Source organism: Duganella sp. sic0402 (genome assembly GCF_019219065.1).
In the GTDB taxonomy this organism is placed as follows: domain Bacteria; phylum Pseudomonadota; class Gammaproteobacteria; order Burkholderiales; family Burkholderiaceae_D; genus Rugamonas.
The window spans coordinates 361,417-382,197 of the sequence record NZ_JAHUWK010000005.1 but is presented as its reverse complement, the minus strand read 5'-3'; the positions used below and the strand labels follow the sequence as shown (position 1 = coordinate 382,197).

At 59.2% G+C, this 20,781-nt stretch carries 15 protein-coding genes; 11 read left to right on the top strand and 4 right to left on the bottom strand.

The window, feature by feature from the left end; genetic code table 11:
• The 6 genes from KW842_RS15645 to KW842_RS15620 form a co-directional block, all read left to right on the top strand.
• Window positions 1-3,902: bluetail domain-containing putative surface protein (locus tag KW842_RS15645; protein ID WP_218305018.1), on the top strand; the 3,902-nt coding region annotated here is incomplete at its 5' end.
• Window positions 3,903-4,228: 326 nt separating this feature from the next.
• A complete protein-coding gene (locus KW842_RS15640) occupies window positions 4,229-6,286 on the top strand; it encodes a glycosyltransferase family 9 protein (protein ID WP_218305017.1) in 2,058 nt (685 codons plus the stop codon).
• Window positions 6,287-6,303: 17 nt separating this feature from the next.
• Window positions 6,304-6,735 (top strand): DUF6165 family protein, encoded by a 432-nt coding sequence (locus tag KW842_RS15635; RefSeq protein ID WP_218305016.1) that lies wholly within the window; start codon window positions 6,304-6,306, stop codon window positions 6,733-6,735.
• Window positions 6,736-6,945: 210 nt separating this feature from the next.
• Window positions 6,946-8,781, top strand: a complete 1,836-nt coding sequence (locus KW842_RS15630; RefSeq protein ID WP_218305015.1) for a type I secretion system permease/ATPase — start codon at window positions 6,946-6,948, stop codon at window positions 8,779-8,781.
• A 2-nt stretch (window positions 8,782-8,783) separates the two neighbouring features.
• A complete protein-coding gene (locus KW842_RS15625) occupies window positions 8,784-10,145 on the top strand; it encodes an HlyD family type I secretion periplasmic adaptor subunit (RefSeq protein WP_218305014.1) in 1,362 nt (453 codons plus the stop codon).
• Between the two features lie 4 nt (window positions 10,146-10,149).
• The gene (locus KW842_RS15620) at window positions 10,150-11,511 is read left to right on the top strand and encodes a TolC family outer membrane protein (protein ID WP_373925190.1); all 1,362 of its coding nucleotides are present in this window, start codon (window positions 10,150-10,152) and stop codon (window positions 11,509-11,511) included.
• Window positions 11,512-11,597: 86 nt separating this feature from the next.
• Here KW842_RS15620 and KW842_RS15615 read toward each other — a convergent pair whose 3' ends face one another.
• Window positions 11,598-12,686, bottom strand: coding sequence for an acyltransferase (locus KW842_RS15615; RefSeq protein ID WP_218305013.1), 1,089 nt, complete (start codon window positions 12,684-12,686; stop codon window positions 11,598-11,600).
• 88 nt (window positions 12,687-12,774) lie between these two features.
• Between KW842_RS15615 and KW842_RS15610 the strand changes: the two genes are divergently transcribed.
• Together KW842_RS15610 and KW842_RS15605 are read left to right on the top strand one after the other, a co-directional pair.
• Window positions 12,775-13,863, top strand: a complete 1,089-nt coding sequence (locus tag KW842_RS15610; protein WP_218305012.1) for an acyltransferase — start codon at window positions 12,775-12,777, stop codon at window positions 13,861-13,863.
• A 29-nt stretch (window positions 13,864-13,892) separates the two neighbouring features.
• Window positions 13,893-14,096, top strand: a complete 204-nt coding sequence (locus KW842_RS15605) for a DUF6447 family protein (RefSeq protein ID WP_218305011.1) — start codon at window positions 13,893-13,895, stop codon at window positions 14,094-14,096.
• Between the two features lie 6 nt (window positions 14,097-14,102).
• Here KW842_RS15605 and KW842_RS15600 read toward each other — a convergent pair whose 3' ends face one another.
• Complete coding sequence (locus tag KW842_RS15600) at window positions 14,103-14,981, bottom strand: sulfurtransferase (protein WP_218305010.1); 879 nt, start codon at window positions 14,979-14,981, stop codon at window positions 14,103-14,105.
• Between the two features lie 134 nt (window positions 14,982-15,115).
• On the opposite strand from KW842_RS15600, the gene KW842_RS27895 reads away from it, so the two are divergent.
• From KW842_RS27895 to dnaE, 3 genes are all read left to right on the top strand, one after another.
• Window positions 15,116-15,442 (top strand): colicin D domain-containing protein, encoded by a 327-nt coding sequence (locus tag KW842_RS27895; RefSeq protein WP_373925191.1) that lies wholly within the window; start codon window positions 15,116-15,118, stop codon window positions 15,440-15,442.
• The gene (locus KW842_RS15590) at window positions 15,439-15,738 is read left to right on the top strand and encodes a colicin immunity domain-containing protein (RefSeq protein ID WP_218305008.1); all 300 of its coding nucleotides are present in this window, start codon (window positions 15,439-15,441) and stop codon (window positions 15,736-15,738) included. Before KW842_RS27895 ends, KW842_RS15590 begins: the two co-directional genes overlap by 4 nt.
• 90 nt (window positions 15,739-15,828) lie before the next feature.
• Window positions 15,829-19,371: a DNA polymerase III subunit alpha gene (dnaE, locus tag KW842_RS15585; RefSeq protein WP_218305007.1), complete on the top strand. Its 3,543-nt coding sequence runs from the start codon at window positions 15,829-15,831 to the stop codon at window positions 19,369-19,371.
• Between the two features lie 77 nt (window positions 19,372-19,448).
• On the opposite strand, the gene KW842_RS15580 is transcribed toward dnaE, so the two are convergent.
• Together KW842_RS15580 and KW842_RS15575 are read right to left on the bottom strand one after the other, a co-directional pair.
• Window positions 19,449-19,682, bottom strand: coding sequence for a DUF6139 family protein (locus tag KW842_RS15580; RefSeq protein WP_218305006.1), 234 nt, complete (start codon window positions 19,680-19,682; stop codon window positions 19,449-19,451).
• A 42-nt stretch (window positions 19,683-19,724) separates the two neighbouring features.
• On the bottom strand, window positions 19,725-20,696 hold the full coding sequence (locus KW842_RS15575; protein ID WP_218305005.1) for a DUF535 family protein: 972 nt from the start codon (window positions 20,694-20,696) through the stop codon (window positions 19,725-19,727).
• Window positions 20,697-20,781 lie beyond the last annotated feature (85 nt).

The window sequence follows — 20,781 nt, the reverse complement described above, 5'->3', positions numbered from 1 at the left end:
CCCTGGGCACCGCCACCAGCGCTGCAGCGCTGAACGCTATCGCTGCTGCTTCGGCTGCTGCGCACGACGGCGCTGTCAACAACCCACAAACCTTCATCCTGACCAAAGGTCTGGACAACGTGGTTGGTGGCGCAGGTAACGATGTGATCATTGGTGCGATCGACACCAGCGGCGCCCCAAATGCAGAACTGAACACCCTGAGCAACCTCGACATCATCAATGGCGGCGCAGGTATTGACACCCTGAAAATCGCGAACAACGGCACCGACCCTATCATCTTGGGTAATCTGAGCAGCGTCGAAATCGTTACCGTCGACAGCGCTACCGCTCTGACCGTTGATTCGTCGACCATTTCCGACATCACCAACCTGAACGTAACCAAGGCTGGCGGCACGATCACCGCGACTGCTGGTGCGACCACCAGCGTTGACGTTTCGGTTAAGGATAGCGGCGACGTGACCGTCAACGGCGGCAAAGACGTCAACGTTGCCCTGACCGACGCGGTTAACGACGTCGTTGTTGGCAATCTCGCCGGTGCCGCTGGCGCCGTGACCGTCGACGTGACCGGCAAAGCTGCCGCTAACAACGCCAGCACTGGCCTGGGCAACATCACCGTTACCGGCGGCAAAACCGTCAGCGTGACCCAGCACGCGACCAGCTCGTCGAGCGCAATCGTTGCTGATGGCACGACCGAAACCATCACCCAGGGTAATGTCGTTGTTAACGCTTCCTCCATCACCACCGATGTGACCGTTAAGCAAGACGCTCAAGTTGACGCTGCCAGCCGCGCTGCTGCAACCGGTGCAACCGAAGTTGCTAGCGTTAAATTCTCGGCACTGAAAGCCGCCGAAACCGTCACCGTTGGCGGCCTGACCTTCACCGCATCCAAAGACCTGACCGCCGCTCAAGTGGCAGAAGCCTTTGCCAACCTGTCGTCGAGCGCTGTGAAGCCAACCGACGTCACCCCAACCACCGCCACCGGCGATACCCAAGGTTCGGGCGTTCGTGCCAACGGCGTGTTCACCGGTTCGCTGCTGGCTGACTGGTCGTCGGCTGCAGCTTCGGCTGATGGCACCGTGGTGTTCACTGGCAAAGCCACCACCGCGATGACCGACCTGGTTGCTACCGCTACCGGCACCGCTACCGCTACGGCTACGACCACCACCCAAGGCATCACCGCTGTTACCGCACGTAACACCCTGGGCGTCGACAACGGCACCGTCACCATCGCTGGTGGCAGCGTGCTGAAAAACGTTACCGTTGACGGCTATTCGACTGGCTCCATCTCCGGCACCAACGCGGTTCTGGATACCATCAAACTGGCAAACGGTGGCAGCTTCTCGGTCGCTGGCGCTGCTGCGACCCTGGGTCTGACCGCAGACAACGTTGACGGCACCGTCTCCGTGGCCGCTGGCACCAAAACCATCAATGCCGTTGTAACCGGCGCAGACGCCGAAACCACCCTGGTATCGGCTACCGCTGAAACCGTCAACGTTTCGGGTTCCGGTAACGTCATTGGCACCACCGTCACCGGTGGCCTGAATGTTGCAACCGCCATCAACACCAGCGGCCAGACCGCTGACGCTAGCGCAACCTTCACCATCGCTAACGGCACCGTCACCACCTACACCGGTGGCGCAGGTTCCGATGACGTGACCGTGGTCAACGCAGGCACCGCCATCACCAAGGCAATCAACCTGGGCGCCGGCGACGACGTTCTGACCCTGCAAGGTACCGTTGTTGTGCCAACCGCTACCCTGAGCGGCGGCGCTGGCACCGATACCATCGCAATGAACGGCGCTAGCGCTGCTTCCCTGTCGGCAAACGGCGATTTCGCAGCCAAGATCGACGGCTTCGAAAAACTGGCAATCACCGACAAAGTAGCAGCCGCTACCACCGTCAACATGGCTAACATGGACGGCATCACCTATGTGGTGAGCAATAACTCCCTGGGTACCTCCGCTTCGGGCGCGAAGGAAGTGTTCACTGCTGACTTCTCGACTTCGGGTGCTGTCACTAGCTCTGACACTATCACCTTCGCCGGCCAGACCGTCAACCTGGCTGGCGGCGAAACCCCAGCACAGATCGCTCTGAAAGTTGCAGCCGCTGGTGGCTACTCCGGATGGGTGGTAACCGGTGTGAACGGTTCCGTCGTGACGTTCGAGGCGGCTGCAGTTGGCGCTGTGACTGACACCGTTGCTGCTGACTTCGCCATTACCGGCCCAGATGCAACCACCGCAGCAGTTGCTGCCCCAGTGATAAGCACCCAAGGTAGCGTAACCTATACGCTGGATCTGACCGGTGTTGCACTCTACGATACCGACACCCTGACTATCGGTGGCGTAACTGTCTACACCGCGCCAGCTGCAGCTACTACTCTGCGTGACGCGACTGCAGTCAAGGCTGGTGTAGTTGCATTGGGCACCGTTACAATCGGTGGTGTGGCATACGCCATCACTGCTGGCTCGGGCAATAACGTTATTCTGACCGCCACCGACGCTGCAGCGGCTGCCAGCCTGCAGTTCCAAGCAATCGACATTGGCGCTGATGGCAACGGTTTCGCAACTGGCACCCCAGTTGCTGCATTGAAAGTCGGCGTCGCTACCGAAGTGTTCGTTGCTAACTTCGCTACCTCCGGCGCAATCAAAGGCGCCGACACGATCGTCTTCGACGGCGTGACCATCACCCTGGCAACCGGCGATACCCAAACGGCCATCGCTGCTAAGGTTGCTGCTGCTGTTAATGCTGCTAGCGCCGCTCACTGGACCGCTGTTGCTAGTGGTACTTCGGTTACCTTCACCAACAAGGTGGCCGGTGTTGTAACTGACATTGCTAACGGTGCCTTCGCTATCAACAACGTAGCTGATACCACTGGTGGTACTGCTAAGGTTGTGGTCACCACTACCGCCCAAGGTGTTGCCGCTGGTGGCATCGTAACTACCGCAGCCTTGACCCTGGACAAGTTTGCCAACGCTGGCACGCTGGAACTGGTTGACGGCGGCGCAGGCGTGATCGTGAAACTGGCCGACGCAACCGGTTCGGCTGACAGCTTCAATCTGGTAACCAAAGTGGTCACCGGTAGCCTGGACTTCGGTACCGTTACTGTTGCTGGCGTTGAAACCATCAAGTTCACCGCGACCGATACCGACACCTCGACCACCACCGGTGGCGGTGTTCAGACCTCGACTGTGACCCTGAACGCTGACAAGGCTGCTATCGTAACCATCGACGGTTCGTCGAACGTCAACCTGGGGCTGGGTACCGACACTGTCAAACTGACGACCATCGACGCTAGCGCTCTGACCGGCAACCTGACTGTCACCGCTAACGGTGCTAACGCGATGACCATCACTGGTGGTGCTGGTAAGGACGTTATCCACGCTTCGGTTGGTACTACCGCCAAAGCTGACATCATCAACGGTGGTGCAGGCAACGACACCATCTACGTTGGTTCGAATGGTGCCAAGCTGACCGGTGGTGACGGCAACGACACCTTCATCGTTAATGGCGACGGCAACAAAGAAGCCAACACCTACTCGGAAATCACTGATTTCAAAGCTGGCGACATTCTGCAACTGCGCGCTTTCAACACTGCCGCTACCGCTGTTGTCGACGTTGCTGGCTTCGGTAAGCTGACTGCAACCCTGAACGAAGCAACCGCAACCTTCTCGAACTTCGTTGATGCTGCTATCAAACAGGCTGCTCAGGTTGCTACCGATGCAGGCACTGACATTAATGCTGCTGTGTGGTTCAGCTTCAAAGGCGACACCTACGTTGTTGTTGACAACGGTACTCATACTGCTGCCTTCGATAACGGTACGGATTCGATCGTTAAGCTGACCGGCATCAATGGTGACAGCCTGAGCTGGAACGCGACCTTCGCTACCGCAGCACTGGTGTAATCTCTTCGGAGACGGCCCTCTTGCTTACATAGAAGAGGGTTGCTAAAGTCTCAAAACCCCGGCACTTCGGTGCCGGGGTTTTTTTTCGTCCAGAGTAAGACGCTGTTTGGCTGCAGAAATCAGCAGCAAGCTCGCGCATACATTATTTTGACGGCAGCGCGCAACCGAACCCCAAGGCCTTTCCGGTAACAAGCAAGTCAATACTTACACCGCCGTCGCAGCCTTCCAGGCTGGTGACGTACTGCAACTGATGTGGAATAATGCTGATAGTAGCGGTATCGAACCTCACCTCCCGCAAGGGGTGGGGTTTTTTTTCTGAGGATTGCATGCATATTTTTTCTTTGAGCAAGGATGTCACGCTCGACACCAAGGCTTTCCGCCGCCACTTTCAGGCAGTAACTGATCCGGATGCTGCCCAAGTGGACCGGCTCTACCTTGAGGTTGGCTGCGAGTTGCGCCTGATTATCGAAAAGTTGCAGGACGAATACGTCCTCGCACATCCAGGCACGGATGAAGCTGCCAAGCAGATGCTGTCCTTGGACGTGCTGGGCGTGAAGCTGGGCGGTGAGGAATCCCTGCTGGCTTGGCCCTTTTTTCCGACCCGCCTGGGACGAATGTCTTCGCGTCTGGTCGGCGAGGGGCTGTATTTTCACAAGGAGGCCGAGGTGCTTCCGGCGCAGTTGCAGGCTTTGCGGGCCAGCAAGCCTGACAAGCAGCATTTTCGCATTGCAGTAATCAACGGCTTTGGTGCCAACCTCGGTGATTGCACCATGGGTATCACCGCCTTTCGGCAGGTGCAGTCCTGTCTGGCTCGCTATCTTCCCGGCGTGAGCTGCGATATCGTATTCGGGGGCGGGGTGGCCGCAGCCGCAGCAGATATCGTTGCATTTGATAAATCCGTCGAGCGCGTGTTGCTCCAGACACCAACGGTATGCGAGTTTGCCCAGTACGACGGCTATTTTGACTTTTCCAGCATCACCGACATGCCAGAATACGAAACCTTGCCTGCGGTGGACTGGTATTTGTGGTGGTGTGGCCTCGACCCGCAGGCCGTACGCCCCGAGGAAAAACGCAACCGTGGCCACATCCGCCGGAATGCTTGGAACGAAGTACACAGCGTGCTTCGTGACGAACCGGGAAAAAAGGTGCTGTTTAATCCTAAGGCGTCCGCTCAGCTACGCACAATGCCGCCTGAGATTGCCAGCAAATTTGCCAAGCGGCTGCTGGAGCTCGATCCCGAGATGAAGCTGATTGTGGATCAGCCTATTGATTTGGTGCATAAACGGTTGATCGACCTCTCCGGCCAGATCAACACACCCGAAAAATTCAAGGCGCTATGCGGCTTGGTTGATGGTCTGATTACCGTGAACAGCTTTGCGTCGCATGTGGCAGACCTGTGTTCTACGCCGGCGGTTCATCTGTGCTCCACAATTGCTGGAAGCCACTATCCTTATTACCCGTTTTCTGCGGCGATCAATCCGCAAGGCTATGAACAATTGCCGGCCTTTGGCAAAGTCAAGGTGGAAGATGACGTGTGGGAGAAGATTAGCTCGCTTTATCACAACGTCTGGGAGAGTATTTCGCCGGCCGAAGTGTTGAGTAGGCTGCAAGAAAAGATGGTGCAACGCCAGGCGGCGGCCCATGAGCCAAAGCGACTTTCCCTTGTGGGGGATATCAACACGGCCAGCTGTGTGGACAGCAATGACGCCACGCGCCGCCTGGTACGGCAAAGGCTAATTGCCGAGCACGTGCACGCCACCGAGCGCCTTGCTCATTTGATACAACAGATTCTCAAGCCTGGCAGCGTGTGTGTCCTGGCCTGCGCTCCTGACGCCAGCTTGGCGGTGACCTTGGCGAAGCGCGTAGCGCCGCACGGCGAGCTGATCGTTATGGAGCCGCGCGCCTTGTTGGCGCGCAGCGTGGAAAGCAGCCTATTCAACGCCGGCTTGTTTGCCTCGCGCGTGATGCAGACGATGGCCGTGGGCGGCGCCAAGAAGGTGACAATGAGAGCGTTGGACCCTTGGACCGAAAGCCGTTCCAGCGAATGGGGCAATACCCATCAGGTAGTCACTGTGCCTAATCAAACCGTGGATGATTTGGCCCTGACATCTTGTGGCAGCCTGGTTGTGCAGTCACCCATGCCCTTCGGGCAATTCATTGCCGGGGCCATGCAGACCTTGAAGCGCTGTCGTCCCTTCATTTTCATGGGGCCTGTCAGCCGTGATGAGGCTGCCAATGCCTTTACCGTTGGCCTGGAGGCCGGCTATGAGTTTTGGGCCGAAGCCGCCTTGCCGGGCAATGACCTGAGCAGCATGCTGGTCGTTGGATGCCCCAAGGAGAAGGGCGTGAAAATGGATAGATTTCTCAAGGTTAATGTGACGTAATGAGCGAGGAGACGGTAATGACCATGGAAGCGGCAGCGGCAACTAATTGCCCGGCATGGCCCGCCATGCCGCAACTGCCTGTGGCATGGGGGGAGGTGTTCGACAAGCTGACCATTCTGCAGATTAAGGCAGAAAAGTTGCAAGATGCTAATAAGCTTGCCAATGTGAACAAGGAGCGCCAGGAGATCGACAAGGTAGTCGGCGATCTGGCCCGCTTCCCTGCTGGCTTGCCTGGACTGCTGCTGCAGTTAAAGGACATCAACAGCCAATTGTGGGAGGTAGAGGACGGCAAGCGCGACAGTGAACGCCGCCAGTGTTTTGACGACAGCTTCTTGCAGTTGGCGCGCAAGGTCTACTTTGGCAATGATCAGCGTGCGGCGATCAAGCGTCAGATCAATGAATTGCTGGGCAGCGCCATCGTGGAAGAAAAATCCTATCAGGCCTATTGACGCGTGTACTCTCACGCGCACAACACTCCTCAGACCGTTGTAACCGAAGTGTAAAATATGTGATGCACATCACATTTCTTGAGCGTTTTCAGCGATAATGCTGCTTCGCGTTAAATTTTCATTCCCGTACGAATTCCACTTTGCAAGTGACCGGGGGCGAAATCGAGCGTAACGAGCGGTTCCGCGTTCAACCTGCATAGTGATGCATAAATGAAAAACTTCTTAAAAACCAAAGGCGAAATAGCCGAACTCCTGACGACGTTCAAGTCGACCTTCGTCACCATCGGTGTATTTAGCGCTATCACCAATATGCTGATGCTGGTGCCATCGATCTATATGTTGCAGGTGTATGACCGCGTGCTGGCCAGCCGCAGCGAATTGACGCTGCTGATGCTGACCATCATGATGCTGGTCGCCTACCTGATCATGTCCGGCCTGGAACTGATACGCAGTTACGTGCTGATCCGTGTCGGCGCGCGTTTCGATGTCCAACTGAACAAGCGTGTCTACACCGCTGCGTTCGAGCAGAATCTGAAAAAAGCCGGCGGCAATGCCGGTCAGGCACTGCAAGACTTGACCAATGTCCGCCAATTCCTCACCGGTAACGCGCTGTTCGCTTTCTTCGACGCGCCCTGGTTCCCGGTCTACCTGATCGTGATCTTCATGTTTGAGCCGTCGCTGGGCTTGTTCGCCTTGGGCGGTACTTGCGTGCTGGTCGTGCTGGCGTTTATCAATGAGCGCATCACGCACAAGCCGCTGGCCGATGCCAACGCCAGTGCTATCGTGTCGAACGCGCTGGCCACCAACAATCTGCGTAACGCCGAGGTGATCGAATCGATGGGCATGTTGCCGAGCCTGCTGCGCCGCTGGCATAAACTGCATGACAATTTCCTGCAGCTGCAGGCAGAGGCCAGCGAGAAAGCCGGTCTGATTGGATCGATCACCAAGTTTGTGCAGGTATCGCTGCAGTCGCTGGTGCTGGGCTTTGGCGCACTGCTGGTGCTTGAAAATAAAATTTCCGCAGGCATGATGATTGCCGCGTCGATCCTGGTGGGCCGTGCATTGGCGCCGGTGCAGCAAGTGATCGGCGTATGGAAAAGCTTCGCCAGTACACGTAGCGCTTATGAGCGTTTGACGGCGCTGCTGGAGAATAATCCCGAACGTCCAGCGGGCATGGAGCTGCCGAAGCCGCAAGGTGCGCTGGCGGTGGAAAACGTCACCGCTTCGGCACCAGGCATGACCTCGCCGGTGCTGAAAGGTGTCACCTTTGCGATTGCTCCGGGCGACGTGCTAGGTGTGATCGGCCCGAGCGGTTGCGGCAAGTCGACGCTGGCGCGCTTGCTGGTCGGTGTGTGGCCTGCCGCCGGCGGCAAGGTGCGCCTGGATGGCGCGGATATATACCAATGGAATAAGGGCGAACTCGGGCCGCACATCGGTTACCTGCCGCAGGACATCGAACTGTTTGGCGGTACTGTCACCGACAATATCGCGCGCTTTGGTGATGTCGACCCTGAGAAGGTGGTGCTGGCGGCCAAGCGCGCCGGCGTGCACGATATGATTTTGCACCTGCCCAAGGGCTACGATACCCCGCTGGGCGACGGCGGTGCCGGCTTGTCCGGTGGTCAGAAGCAACGCCTCGGCCTGGCACGTGCGATGTACGGCGATCCTGCGCTGCTGGTGCTGGATGAGCCAAATTCGAACCTGGACGATGTCGGCGAAGCAGCGCTGGTTCAGGCAGTGAACGATCTGCGCCAGCGCGGCAAAACCATCGTGCTGATTACGCACCGTACTTCGGCGATCAGCGCTACCACCAAACTGTTGCTGCTGCGTGATGGCATGGTCAACATGTTCGGCCCTACCAAGGATGTGGTCAACGCCTTGAACGAAGCCAATCAGAAACAAGTGCAGGCGCAACAACAGGCCCAGGCCCAGGCGCAGGCTCAAGCCCAAGCGCAAGCTCAAGCTCAAGCTCAAGCTCAAGCTCAAGCGCAAATGCAGGCCGACGCGGCTGCCAAGGCCCAGGCCGACACTTCGAATCAGGAGTAATCATGCGAAATTTATCTACCAATACCACGCCGCCGGCTGAGGTTATCGCCCATGACGTGACGCCGCTGGCAGTCAATACCGATGCATCGCGCTATGCGCGCATCGGCTGGATGATCGTGCTGTTCGGCTTCTGCGGCTTTGTGCTGTGGGCATGCTTCGCGCCGCTGGACAAGGGCGTGCCTATGTCCGGCACGGTGGCCAAGGAAAGCAGCCGCAAGGCGATTCAGCATCTGAGTGGCGGCACGGTGCAGGAAATCCTGGTCAAGGATGGCGATGTGGTCAAGGCCGGCCAGGTGCTGGTGCGCCTGAACAACACGCAGGCGAAATCGCAGACGGAAACCTCGCGCGCCCAGTACATCACCGCGCGTGCGACCGAGGCGCGCCTGATCGCTGAACGCGACGGCCTGAGCAAGATGGCTTTCCCGGCTGCCTTGGTAAAAGACAAGCAGGACCCACGTGTGGTGGCTGCGGTGGATGTGCAAAACCAGTTGTTCAATTCGCGCCGCACCTCGCTGAGCAACGAGTTGAGCGCCTACGATGAAAACATCGCCGGCCTCAAGTCGCAGTTGCAGGGAACGCAGGAATCGCGCGCCAGCAAACAGCAGCAGATCGTGATTATCAAGGAACAGCTCGACAATATGCGTGACCTGGCCAAGGATGGCTACATCGCCCGCAGCCGCATGCTCGATGTCGAGCGCACTTTTGTCCAGTTGAATGGTGCGATCTCCGAGGACAACGGCAACATCGGCCGCGCGCAACGCCAGATTGCCGAGATTACCTTGCGCCGTCTGCAACGCATCCAGGACTATCAGAAGGAAGTGCGCACCCAGTTGGCGGACGCGCAGCGCGAAGCGGAAGCGCTGGACAGCCGTCTCGACGGTCAGGAGTATGAACTGGCCAATACGGAAGTCAAAGCACCGGTGGACGGCACTGTCGTCAACTCGGCCGTGTTCACCAATGGCGGCGTGGTGGCCCCTGGCTTCCGCATGATGGATCTGGTGCCGACCGACGACCCGCTGGTGGTAGAAGGCCAGCTGCCGGTCAACCTGGTTGACCGTGTCCACACCGGCCTGCCGGTTGAGCTGATCTTCTCCGCCTTCAACAGCAACCGCACGCCGCACATTCCTGGTGAACTGATCCAGGTATCGGCCGACCGTACCGTCGATGAGCGTACCGGCCAGCCTTACTACAAAGTGCGCGCCCGCGTGACCCAGGAAGGCGCGAAGATTATCGCCGACAAGAAACTCGACATCCGTTCCGGCATGCCGGCCGAGTTGTTCGTCAAGACTGGCGAGCGCACCATGATGAGCTACCTGCTCAAGCCGCTCAAAGACCGCGCCAAGTCGGCATTGGCGGAGGAATGATCAAGTGAAGAAGACTCTCGCAATCAAACGCGCGCCGGCGTTGCGCGGGATCAGCGCCGCGCTGCTGGCCAGCGCGCTGTTGTCCGCCAACAGCGCTTCGGCCATGACCATCATGCAGGCGTTCCAGGCGGCGCTGACCAACGATGCTGTCTATCAGCAGGCGGTACAGGATTCGATAGGCGGCAAGGAATACGCGGTCTTGGGCAAATCGAATTTGCTGCCCAATCTGCAGGCCAACTATTCGTCCAACCGCAACCGGGTGGATCTGGAAGCGCCGAACGTCCTTGGCCAGATGCGCACCACGCACCCGGAGTACATCAGCCGCTCGTCGAGCGTGTCGCTGCGTCAAACGCTGTTCAATATGGATGCCTGGGCACGCTACAAGCAGGGCCTGGCGCAGACCAAGTACAGCGACCAGAACTTTGAGGGACGCGCGCAGGAAATGATCGTGCGCGTGACGTCGGCTTACATGGATGCCTTGTTTGCCAACGAGCAGGTGCGCATTACGAAGGCACAGCGCGATATGTACGCCGAGCAGAAGGCCGTCAATGACCGTCTGTTTGCCGGCGGCGAGGGCACCAAGACTGATATGCTGGAAACCCAGTCGCGGTTGGACCTGTCCGAGGCCCAGCTGCTGGAGGCCGAGGACAATCGCCAGACCCAGCTGGCCACACTGTCGACCCTGGTTGGCGAGGAAGTGACGGTGCTGGACGAGCTGGCGCCGAGCTTCCGCATCGCGCCGCCGCCGGAGGGCGGATTCGAGGCGTGGCGCAAGCGGGCGCTGGAAGAGAATCCCGACCTGCGCGCACAAGCCTTCGCCATCGAAGCTGCGCGCCAGGAAGTCAACAAGAGCCGCGCCGGCCACATGCCGCGCCTGGATTTTGTCGCCAACTATAACCGTGCCGATTCGGAAACCATCAATACCTACAACCAGAATACGGTCAACCGCACGATTGGTATCCAGCTGACGGTGCCGCTTTACTCCGGTGGCTCGGTGGCAGCGTCCAGCCGCCAGTCGGTGGCGAGCCTGGAGAAGGCCAAGTCGGAATTGCAGGTGCGCACGGACAGAATTCTGATTGAACTGCGCAAGCAGTACGCAGCGGTATTGAGCAGCGTGACGCGTATCCGCGCGCTGGAAAAGGCGGTGGCGTCCGGTGAGTTGCTGATTACCGCAACCGAGCAGAGTATCAAGGGCGGCGTGCGCATCAATCTCGATTTGCTGAATGCACGCCAGCAGCTGTACACCAGCCAGCGCGACCTGGCGCAGGCGCGTTACAACTATCTGCTGGCACAGCTCAAGCTGAAAGCGGCAGCCGGCGTGCTGGAGCCGGAGGATGTGCAGGAAGTCAGCACCTATTTCCGCTGAGCGGAAATCGACAGTAATTCAGTTCAGCGCCGTCGTCCCGACGAAAGCCGGGATGACGAGGTGCAATCGGGCTTAACTGAATTTTTTTAGGCCGCTGCTGCCGCCGGCTTGCCGCGCGACAGCGCCGCGCCCCAGCGCCGTCCCAGCGTATTGCTGCCGTTTTCCACGGTACGGTGCACCAGCCAGGCCAGCACGAAGGTGCACGGCAGCGTGATCAGCATCGCCACGCCGTAGCGGCAGCCCTGGCCGATCAGGATCTTCAGCGCGCAATAGCCGAATAGCGCATGCACGCAATACAGCGGATAGCTGATGGCGGCCAGGAAGTCCAGTACGCGCACCGGGCGGAAGCGCTCGCGCAGCGCGTAGCAGGCGCCAAATACCAGGTAGGCGCAGTAGTACCATACCGTCACCGCCGGGAATTGACCTTGCTGCGGCCCCATCGACCAGGTCCAGCTGAAAGCAGCCACGGTCAGCAAGGAGCGCCATAGCAGCGCGCGGGTGGAAATCAGCTGCGCCGCATGCTGGTAGAACAGGCAGCCCGTCATCATGAAAACGATATAGTTCAATTCCATCAGCAGCGGTGTGGCGACGCCGATGCCATGCTCGCCATTCCAGGTCAGCGCCAGCGCTGCCGCCAGGAAGCCCAGCAGCCAGCCAGGAGAAGGGCGGAACAGCGCGGCGGCGCCGAACGCCATCAGCAGGTAGAACTTGATTTCAATCGCCAGCGTCCAGTTGACCGCATCCATCGATGGGAAGCCGAGCAGGTTGTGCACCAGCAGTGCATTGGCCGCCAGCACCTTGGCGTCGTAGCTGAAAGGCTGGCCCCAGTAGCGCGCGCTCAGGTAGACCGCCAGCGTGCCGATCGCCAGGCAGCAGGCATAAGTCGGGAAGATGCGCAACGCACGGTTGACCAGGAAGCCCGGCAGGCTGGTCTTGCGCAGGCTGAACGGAATCACGAAGCCGCTGATCAGGAAGAACAGCGCCACGCCGAACGGGCCCTGGTATTCCAGCTCGAAGATGTGTACCCATGGCGCCTTGACCAGGTGCAGATTGGTCGAGAAGGTGCGGGCTGCCAGCAGATCCTGCTCGGCGAAAAAAGTGCCGAAGTAGTGGGTCATGACCACCAGCAGTGCGGCGATGCCGCGCAACTGGTTGGCGAAGATGAATTTTTTCATGGCGGCCTGTAAGGCGGTTTATAGGACTTCGTCGATTGCGCGTTATTATAATGTGCAATTTCTTGCTTGAAATGGAGATTACCCGCCGATGAAGTCTGTCAATTTGCCCTATAGTCCACGCATCGATCAGTTGCGCTGGTTCGCCGCGACGCTAGTGTTCCTGTTTCACTTTGAATTGAAATGGCGCAGCCTCGGCGGTGTTGGCATCGACAGCCCATGGGCCGGCATCATCAACGAAGGGCATACCGGGGTGGCCTTGTTCTTCACGCTGTCGGGCTTTCTGTTCATGCGCATCGCCCAGTTTCAGCAGCAGATCGCTTATGCCCCGTTTGTCCGCAACCGCTTACTGCGCATCGCGCCGCTGTACCTGACCGTCTTTTTGCTGGCATTGTCGCTGACCCGCGACGAATTCAAGCCGCAGGATATTTTTTACCTGCTGACCGCCAACCTGGGCGATTCGCCGACCTCGCGCAGTGTTGTGACCGGCGCGGTCTGGTGCATTCCGCTGGAGTTCATGTTTTACCTGGCGTTTCCGTGGCTGAGCCGCTTCGCGCTGGAGCGCGGCATGCGCTACCTGTTGCAGCTGCTCGGCCTGATGCTGGTGTTCAAGCTGATGCTGTACCGCGAGAGCGCGCATAGCACCATGATGTATTTCAGCACCTTCGTCGGCCGCTTCGATCAGTTCGTGATGGGCATGCTGGCCGCCATGCTGTACCAGCGCCATCTGGATTGGCTGCGGCGCTGGGCCGGCTGGCTGCTGGTGCCGGCGTTCGCGCTGGCGGTGTGCGCCAGTGCGCTGCAGGCGCATGTGGCGCCGTTCAATGTGGCGCCGAATGCGCCGTTCTGGATCAGCTGGTCGATGATGGAAAGCCTGGTCTGGGCTGGCGCGATCCTGGCTTGGGTGGGCTGGTGCGGCCAGCTACCCGCGTGGCTGGAGCGGGTGCTGGTCCATGGCGGGAAAATCAGCTTTTCGTTTTATCTGTTGCACATGGGCGTGATCCAGATGCTGGCACAGAAGTTCGGCATGCAGCACTGGACCGGCATAGGCTGGCTGGACAGTGTGCTGGTGATGTCGCTGGTGTATGCGCTGGTATGGGCGGTGGCGACGCTGTGCTACCACACCATCGAAGAGCCTTTCCTTCGGCTGCGCGGTAGCTATGGCGCGGTGCGTTTATAATCCTGCCTCAGTATTTTGAGGAGAATGGCATGGATGATGAATTGGAAGTGACGGTGGACGGTATCAGCTACAAGGTAAGGGAGCTGAGCACCGAGGCGCAGAATCAGGTGACCAGTCTGCAATTCGTCGATGCCCAGATCGCCGATCTGAGCGCCAAGCTGGCGGTGTACCAGACGGCGCGTAACGCCTATCAGGCGGCGCTGCAGCAACTGGTGCCGCGCGCGCGCCAATAAGCTGGCTTACTGCTTGCCGTAGCAGGCCGGGCAGGATTTTTCGTACACATACTCCGGCGCCAGTTGCTGGCGCGGCGTCACCACCGAGCGGCAGACGAAGCATTGCACGGTTTCGGTTGGCTCCAGTTTCGGATTGAGCGCGGTGCGGTAGTCGAACACGAAGCAGTCGCCGGTGTAGTGGGCGCCGCCGACTTCCTCGAAGTATTTGAGGATGCCGCCTTCCAGCTGGTAGACGTTGTCGTAGCCGATGTTCTGCATGTGGATTGCGGCCTTTTCGCAGCGGATGCCGCCGGTGCAGAAGGTGACCACGGTCTTGCCGGCAAAGTCGTCCTTGTGCGCGGCAATCAGGTCCGGGAACTCGGTGAATTTCTTGATGCGGTAGTCGACCGTGTTGTCGAAGGTGCCGACATCCACTTCAAAATCATTGCGCGTGTCGACCATCACCACCGGCTTGCCGTTGTCGTCGACGCCGTTGTCCAGCCAGCGCTTCAGCGTGTGCGCTTCGACGAAGGGCGCGCGGCCTTCTTCCGGCTTGATCAGCGGCATGCGCATGGTGATGATTTCTTTTTTGATCTTGACCAGCATGCGCTTGTGTGACTGTTCGCTGGAGAAGCTTTCCTTCACTTCCAGGTCGGCGAAGCGGGCGTCGCTGCGCACCCAGGCGAGGAACTCGTCGATATGGCCGCGCGGGCCGGACAGAAACATATTGATGCCTTCCGGCGTCAGCAGGATGGTGCCTTTCAGGCCCAGGCGGTTGCAGATGTCCTGGTACTGCGGGCGCATCGCCTCGGTGTCATCGAAGGTGACGAATTTATAGGCGGCGATGTTGACGTGCTGAGCAGCGCCAGCATGCGCTTCAGCTTGTAAAGCGGTATTAGCTTGCATGATGGTGTAGGGATCAAAAAAGGGAAAGGCGACATTATACGCGTTTTTAAGATCATTTTTTGCGGCGTATCATGATCTAGGAGGTAAGTCAGTCGCACGATGACATAGAACTTTTGCGATCGAGCGTGTATCAAATGATTATTAATAATCGCCATTTGTATTTTTCACACAGACAGTTGCGACACGCATATAAACACGCGCATTGCCTTGGGATTGCAGGTCAGGCAAGCAACGTTACATTGGATGCTTTTCGTCTCGCGCTGACGCGGCACGTGCAATCGTTGGATACTCGGCTTGTTCAGGGGAGCTTTCGTGGAATTCCGGTTACGCATTTTGTGAATTTTCGTACTGGTCTGAACGTCATGCGAGATTCAAGAGGATATTTTTTATCGGTATGGATTCTCAGTGCGGTGCAGATGATGCACATGGTGAACGGTGGCAAGTTAGGAGGTGGAGTATGAATGCTGGTGACGAAGATTATTTGAGATTGTTGCAGCGCTTTTTGCAGCATCAAATCTCGCCGCAAGAATTTCAGGTAGCCTTCTTTGCGCGCTTTCAGAACGAGCCACCAAACATGGACGAGACTTTGTTTCTGCTTTTGGATGAATTGTTTGGCGCTCTTGATTGCTACACGGAAGATATTGGCTTGCAGGCAGAGAGGCCGGGCTTTTATCTCGATATAAAAGGATTGGAGCGCGAGTCTGTCGAAATTTTGCGGCGCCTGGAAGCTTGGCGGGCTGCACAGATCGTGCTGTGAGCCGGAAGTACGTCGTCGCTGAATCAGATTCATCGCTTGCGGCCGCTGCGCGGTAAAATAGGGGGTTATTGAACCTGCATTGAGCCGCGTATGAATATGGTAGCAAACGAACAAGCATTGACCAGCACCGCCGTGGTGCCGGCCGGACCGTCTTTTGTCCATTTGCGCGTGCACTCGGAGTATTCGATTGTCGACGGCCTGGTGCGCATCGACGACCTGGTCAAGCAGGCGGCCAAGGACAAGCAGGGCGCGCTGGCGGTGACCGACCTGGCCAATATGTTCGGCATGGTCAAGTTCTACAAGACCGCGCGCGGCAAGGGTATCAAGCCGGTGGTCGGCGTCGATGTCTGGATTACCAATGACGAGAACCGCGAGAAACCGTCGCGGCTGATGCTGCTGGCCAAAAACCGCATGGGCTATTTGCAGCTGTGCGAGCTGCTGTCGCAAGCCTGGCTGACCAACCAGTACAAGGGCCGTGCCGAGATCCGCACCGAGTGGCTGCAGGAGCTGACCAGCAAGACCTATGCGCTGCTGCCCGACGATAATCCGGCCAACGGCCTGATCGCGCTGTCCGGCGCGCATTTCGGCGACATCGGCACCGCCATCGAAAACGGCAACCCGGCGCTGGCCGAAGCCCATGCGCAAAAGTGGGCGCAGATCTTCCCCGGCCACTTCTACATCGAGATCCAGCGCGCCGGCCAGGCGAATCAGGAAATGCAGGTGCGCCACTCGGTGGCGCTGGCGTCCAAGCTGGGCCTGCCGGTGGTGGCCACCCATCCGGTGCAATTCATTTCGAAGGACGAGTTCATCGCCCACGAGGCGCGCATCTGTATCGCCGAGGGCGAGATGCTGGCCAACGCCAAGCGCGTCAAACGTTTCAACGAGCAGATGCGCTTCCTGACCCAGGCTGAGATGCAGCAGCTGTTCCATGACCTGCCGGCGGCGCTGCAAAACTCGGTGGAGATCGCCAAGCGCTGCAACCTGACGCTGACTTTGGGCAAGCCGCAGCTGCCGAACTTCCCGACGCCGGGCATGACCATTGACGAATTCCTGCGCGCCGAAACCAAGAAAGGCCTGGAAGAACGCCTGATCCAGCTGTACCCGGACCCGGAAAAGCGCGAGGCCAACCGCAAGCGCTACGAGGACCGGCTGGAGTTCGAGAACAACACCATCATCAACATGAAGTTCCCTGGCTACTTCCTGATCGTGGCGGAGTTTATCCAGTGGGGCAAGAACAATGATGTGCCGATCGGCCCTGGCCGTGGTTCGGGGGCGGGCTCGCTGGTGGCGTATGCGCTGAAGATTACCGATCTGGACCCGCTGAAGTACAACCTGCTGTTCGAGCGTTTCCTGAACCCTGAGCGGGTATCGATGCCCGACTTCGATATTGACTTCTGCCAGGAAAAGCGCGAGCTGGTGATCCAGCACGTGAAAGACCTGTATGGCCGCGATGCGGTGTCGCAGATCGCCACCTTCGGTACCATGGCGGCGAAAGGCGCGATCCGCGACGTTGGCCGCGTGATGGACTTCGGCTATAACTTCTGCGATGGCGTCTCCAAGCTGATTCCGTTCAAGCCGGGCAAGCCGGTGTCGATCGCCGAGGCGATCGAAGAGGAACCGATGCTCAAGGAGCGCCAGCAGAATGAGGAAGAAGTGGCGCAGCTGCTGGACCTGGCGCAGCAGGTCGAAGGCATCACCCGTAACATCGGCATGCACGCCGGTGGCGTGCTGATCGCGCCGGGCAAGCTGACCGACTTCTGCCCGCTGTACACGCAGGGCGGCGACGGCGGCGTGGTATCGCAGTACGACAAGGACGACGTGGAAGCCGTCGGCCTGGTCAAGTTCGACTTTTTGGGCCTGACCACACTGACCATTCTGGACCGCGCGGTGCGCTACATCAAGGCGCTCGATCCGGAAGAAAAAGACTTCGACCTGGCCAAGCTGCCGCTGAACGACCGTCCTTCGTACGACCTGCTGACCAAGGCCAAGACGGTCGCGGTGTTCCAGCTGGAGTCGCGCGGCATGCAGGGCATGCTGAAAGACGCGCGTCCCGACCGCTTCGAAGACATTATCGCGCTGGTGGCGCTGTACCGTCCGGGCCCGATGGACCTGATCCCCGACTTCTGCAAGCGCAAGCACGGCGAGAAGTTCGATTATCCCGATCCGCGCACCGAATCGATTTTGTCCGAAACCTACGGCATCATGGTGTATCAGGAGCAGGTGATGCAGATGGCGCAGATCGTCGGCGGCTATTCGCTGGGCGGCGCCGACATGCTGCGCCGCGCGATGGGTAAGAAGAAAGCCGAGGAGATGGCCGAGCACCGCGCCATCTTCCGCGCCGGCGCTGCGAAAGACGGCCTGTCGGAGCAGAAGGCCGACGAGATCTTCGACTTGATGGAGAAGTTCGCGGGCTACGGCTTCAATAAATCGCACGCGGCCGCGTACGCGCTGCTGTCGTATCACACCGCCTACCTGAAGGCCCACCATCCGGCCGCGTTCATGGCAGCCAATATGTCGCTGGCGATGGAGGATACCGAGAAGGTCAAGATCCTGGTGGAGGACGCGATTGATATCTGCGGCCTGACCATCCTGCCGCCGGACATCAACAAGTCCGAGTTCCGCTTTGTGCCGGACGGTCCTGCGCCGTCGGTCACTGGCAAGAAAGTCACGCAGATCCGCTATGGCCTGGGCGCGTGCAAGGGCGCTGGCCAGAACGCCATCGAGGCCATCATCGCGGCCCGCACGGCTGACGGCCCGTTCACCAGCCTGTTCGATTTCTGCAAGCGCGTGGACAAGAAGCAGATCAACCGCCGCACCATCGAATCGCTGATACGCGCCGGCGCTTTCGACTGCCTGAATATCGACCGCGCCATTCTGCTGGCCTCGGTCAGCTTCGCGATGGAATATGCTGACCAGCAGGCCAAGTCGGCCAACCAGGTCAGCCTGTTCGGCGGCGATGACAGCGATCTGGAACCACCGCCGGATTACGTCAAGGCGACGCCGTTCACCGACCGCCAGAAACTGGCGGAAGAAAAGATTGCGCTGGGCTTCTACCTGTCCGGTCATATGTTCGACTCGTTCGCGCCGGAAGCGCGCCGGTTTGCGCGCACCAAGCTGGCCGACCTGGAGCCGTCGCGCGATCCGCGCATGCTGTGCGGCGTGATCACCGGCATCCGTCCGCAGATGACCCAGCGCGGCAAGCTGCTGATCGTCACGCTGGACGACAAGAGCGCGGTGGTGGAGGTGACTGTCTATGCCGAAGTGTTCGAGGAGCACAAGCATATGTTCAAGGAAGATGAATTCCTGGCGGTGATCGGCAAGGTATCGGAGGACCGTTTCTCGGGCGGACTGCGGATTTCGGCGGAGAAGGTGTTCGACATCATCAGCTCGCGGGTCAAGCACGGCAAGCAGCTGGGCATGGCCTTGCCGTCCACGGTGGATGCGAAGAAGGTGGCCGAAGTGCTGGCGCCGCACCGTCAGGCGGATGGCTTGCCGGTGTCGGCGCGCGTTGCACCGCAAGGCATCAGCTGCGTGCTGCAATTTGGCGAAGGCTGGCGCGTGGCGCCATCGGACGAGCTGCAACTGGCGCTCCAGCAGGTGCTGGGCGCCAGGGAAGTCACGGTTGAGTATTAAGATCGTCCCGGCGCAAGCCGGGATCCATGCTGAGCTTGCGTTCTATGGACTCCCGCCTGTGCGGGAGCGGCGTGGCGTCAGAACTGGGCGCTGACGCCAGTGATGGCATACCCCTTGGCGCCGATCTGCGCCAGCGGATGTTCGATGTGATAAGCGGGGAGTTCGTCGCGGTCGTCGTCGACTTCGACGCGCTGTGCTTCAGCGTGCCAGTCGGTATTGGTGGCTTCTTCAGGAATCGGCTTGCCTTCCGGCACCGCCAGATAAGTATGTTTGCCTTGTGCTTCATCTCGGCAATAAATATCCACACGCATGGTATTTCTCCTCGGACGAAAATCCCATGGTACTCGATTTTTTTACGCCAGTGCGTACTGCTCCGCGCTGTCATCCAGCGGCTCATACGACGGCGCTTCCACTAGCGTCGGCACCGTTTCCATACGCGGTTTCTGCAGGCTGACCGCCACCGCCTGCGCCAGCTCGCATAGCAGCTCATGACGCTTGCGCGCCTCCGAGCGTTTCTTCGACACAATCAACGACAGGTCCGGTTCGCAGATCGGCTCGGACGGCAGCTGGAAGTTACCGTCGGCGCGTTTGCGCGCGCCCAGCTCCAGCCATAGCGCGTCGTAGTCGGCGTGCACCTTGCCCTGGCGGGTGGCGCTGCATACCGCGCGGTTGGCGTTGCCGACCAGGCGCAGGCCCTCGCAACCCTGGTCGTGGGCGATCTGGCCCAGCAGCTTGATCATCATATTCTTCGGCCGCATGCCGTGCAGCTCGCGGGTGGCGTCCTTGATCAGTTGCAGGCCGCGTTCGCCCTTCGGACCCTGCATGCAGCCGACGCCCAGCAGCATGCCGCCGCCTTCGTCCTCAAGGAAGGCGAACGCGCAGCTGGTGACCAGCTCGTCGCCCTGCATCAGTTGCAGCACCAGTTCGCCTTCGCGCTCCATCGGATCGATGGCACGCAATTGCAGGTGGTAAGGCAGGCCGCTCTTGCCGTCGATGCGCGCCAATACCACCGCCGCGCGCGCTGCCTGCACCGTCAGCGGACCCATGCCGTGGCGGAAGATGTGGCGGTAATGCGCACGCAGCAATGCCAGCCGGCCGTGGGCGCACATGGTATTGCTCAGGTAAGGGCGGTAAATCTTGTAGATCAGGCGCGGGCGGGCTTTGACCAGCTCGGCAAACATCGGATGCGAGTTCAGCAGTTCCAGCCAGCCGAAAGTGGCGCGGCGGTTCATGCGGGCGCGGATGGCCAGTTTCAGGCGTTCGCGCATATGCTTGAAGCCAGTAAAACCTGCTGCGCCGGAGCGGATGGTGACGGACTGCGACATGGAACTCTTCCAAAAGGCATGGTGGATGAGTGGCGATGGTACGTCCCGTGTAACGCATTGTAAATTAGTGTAAAGATCTACGCAT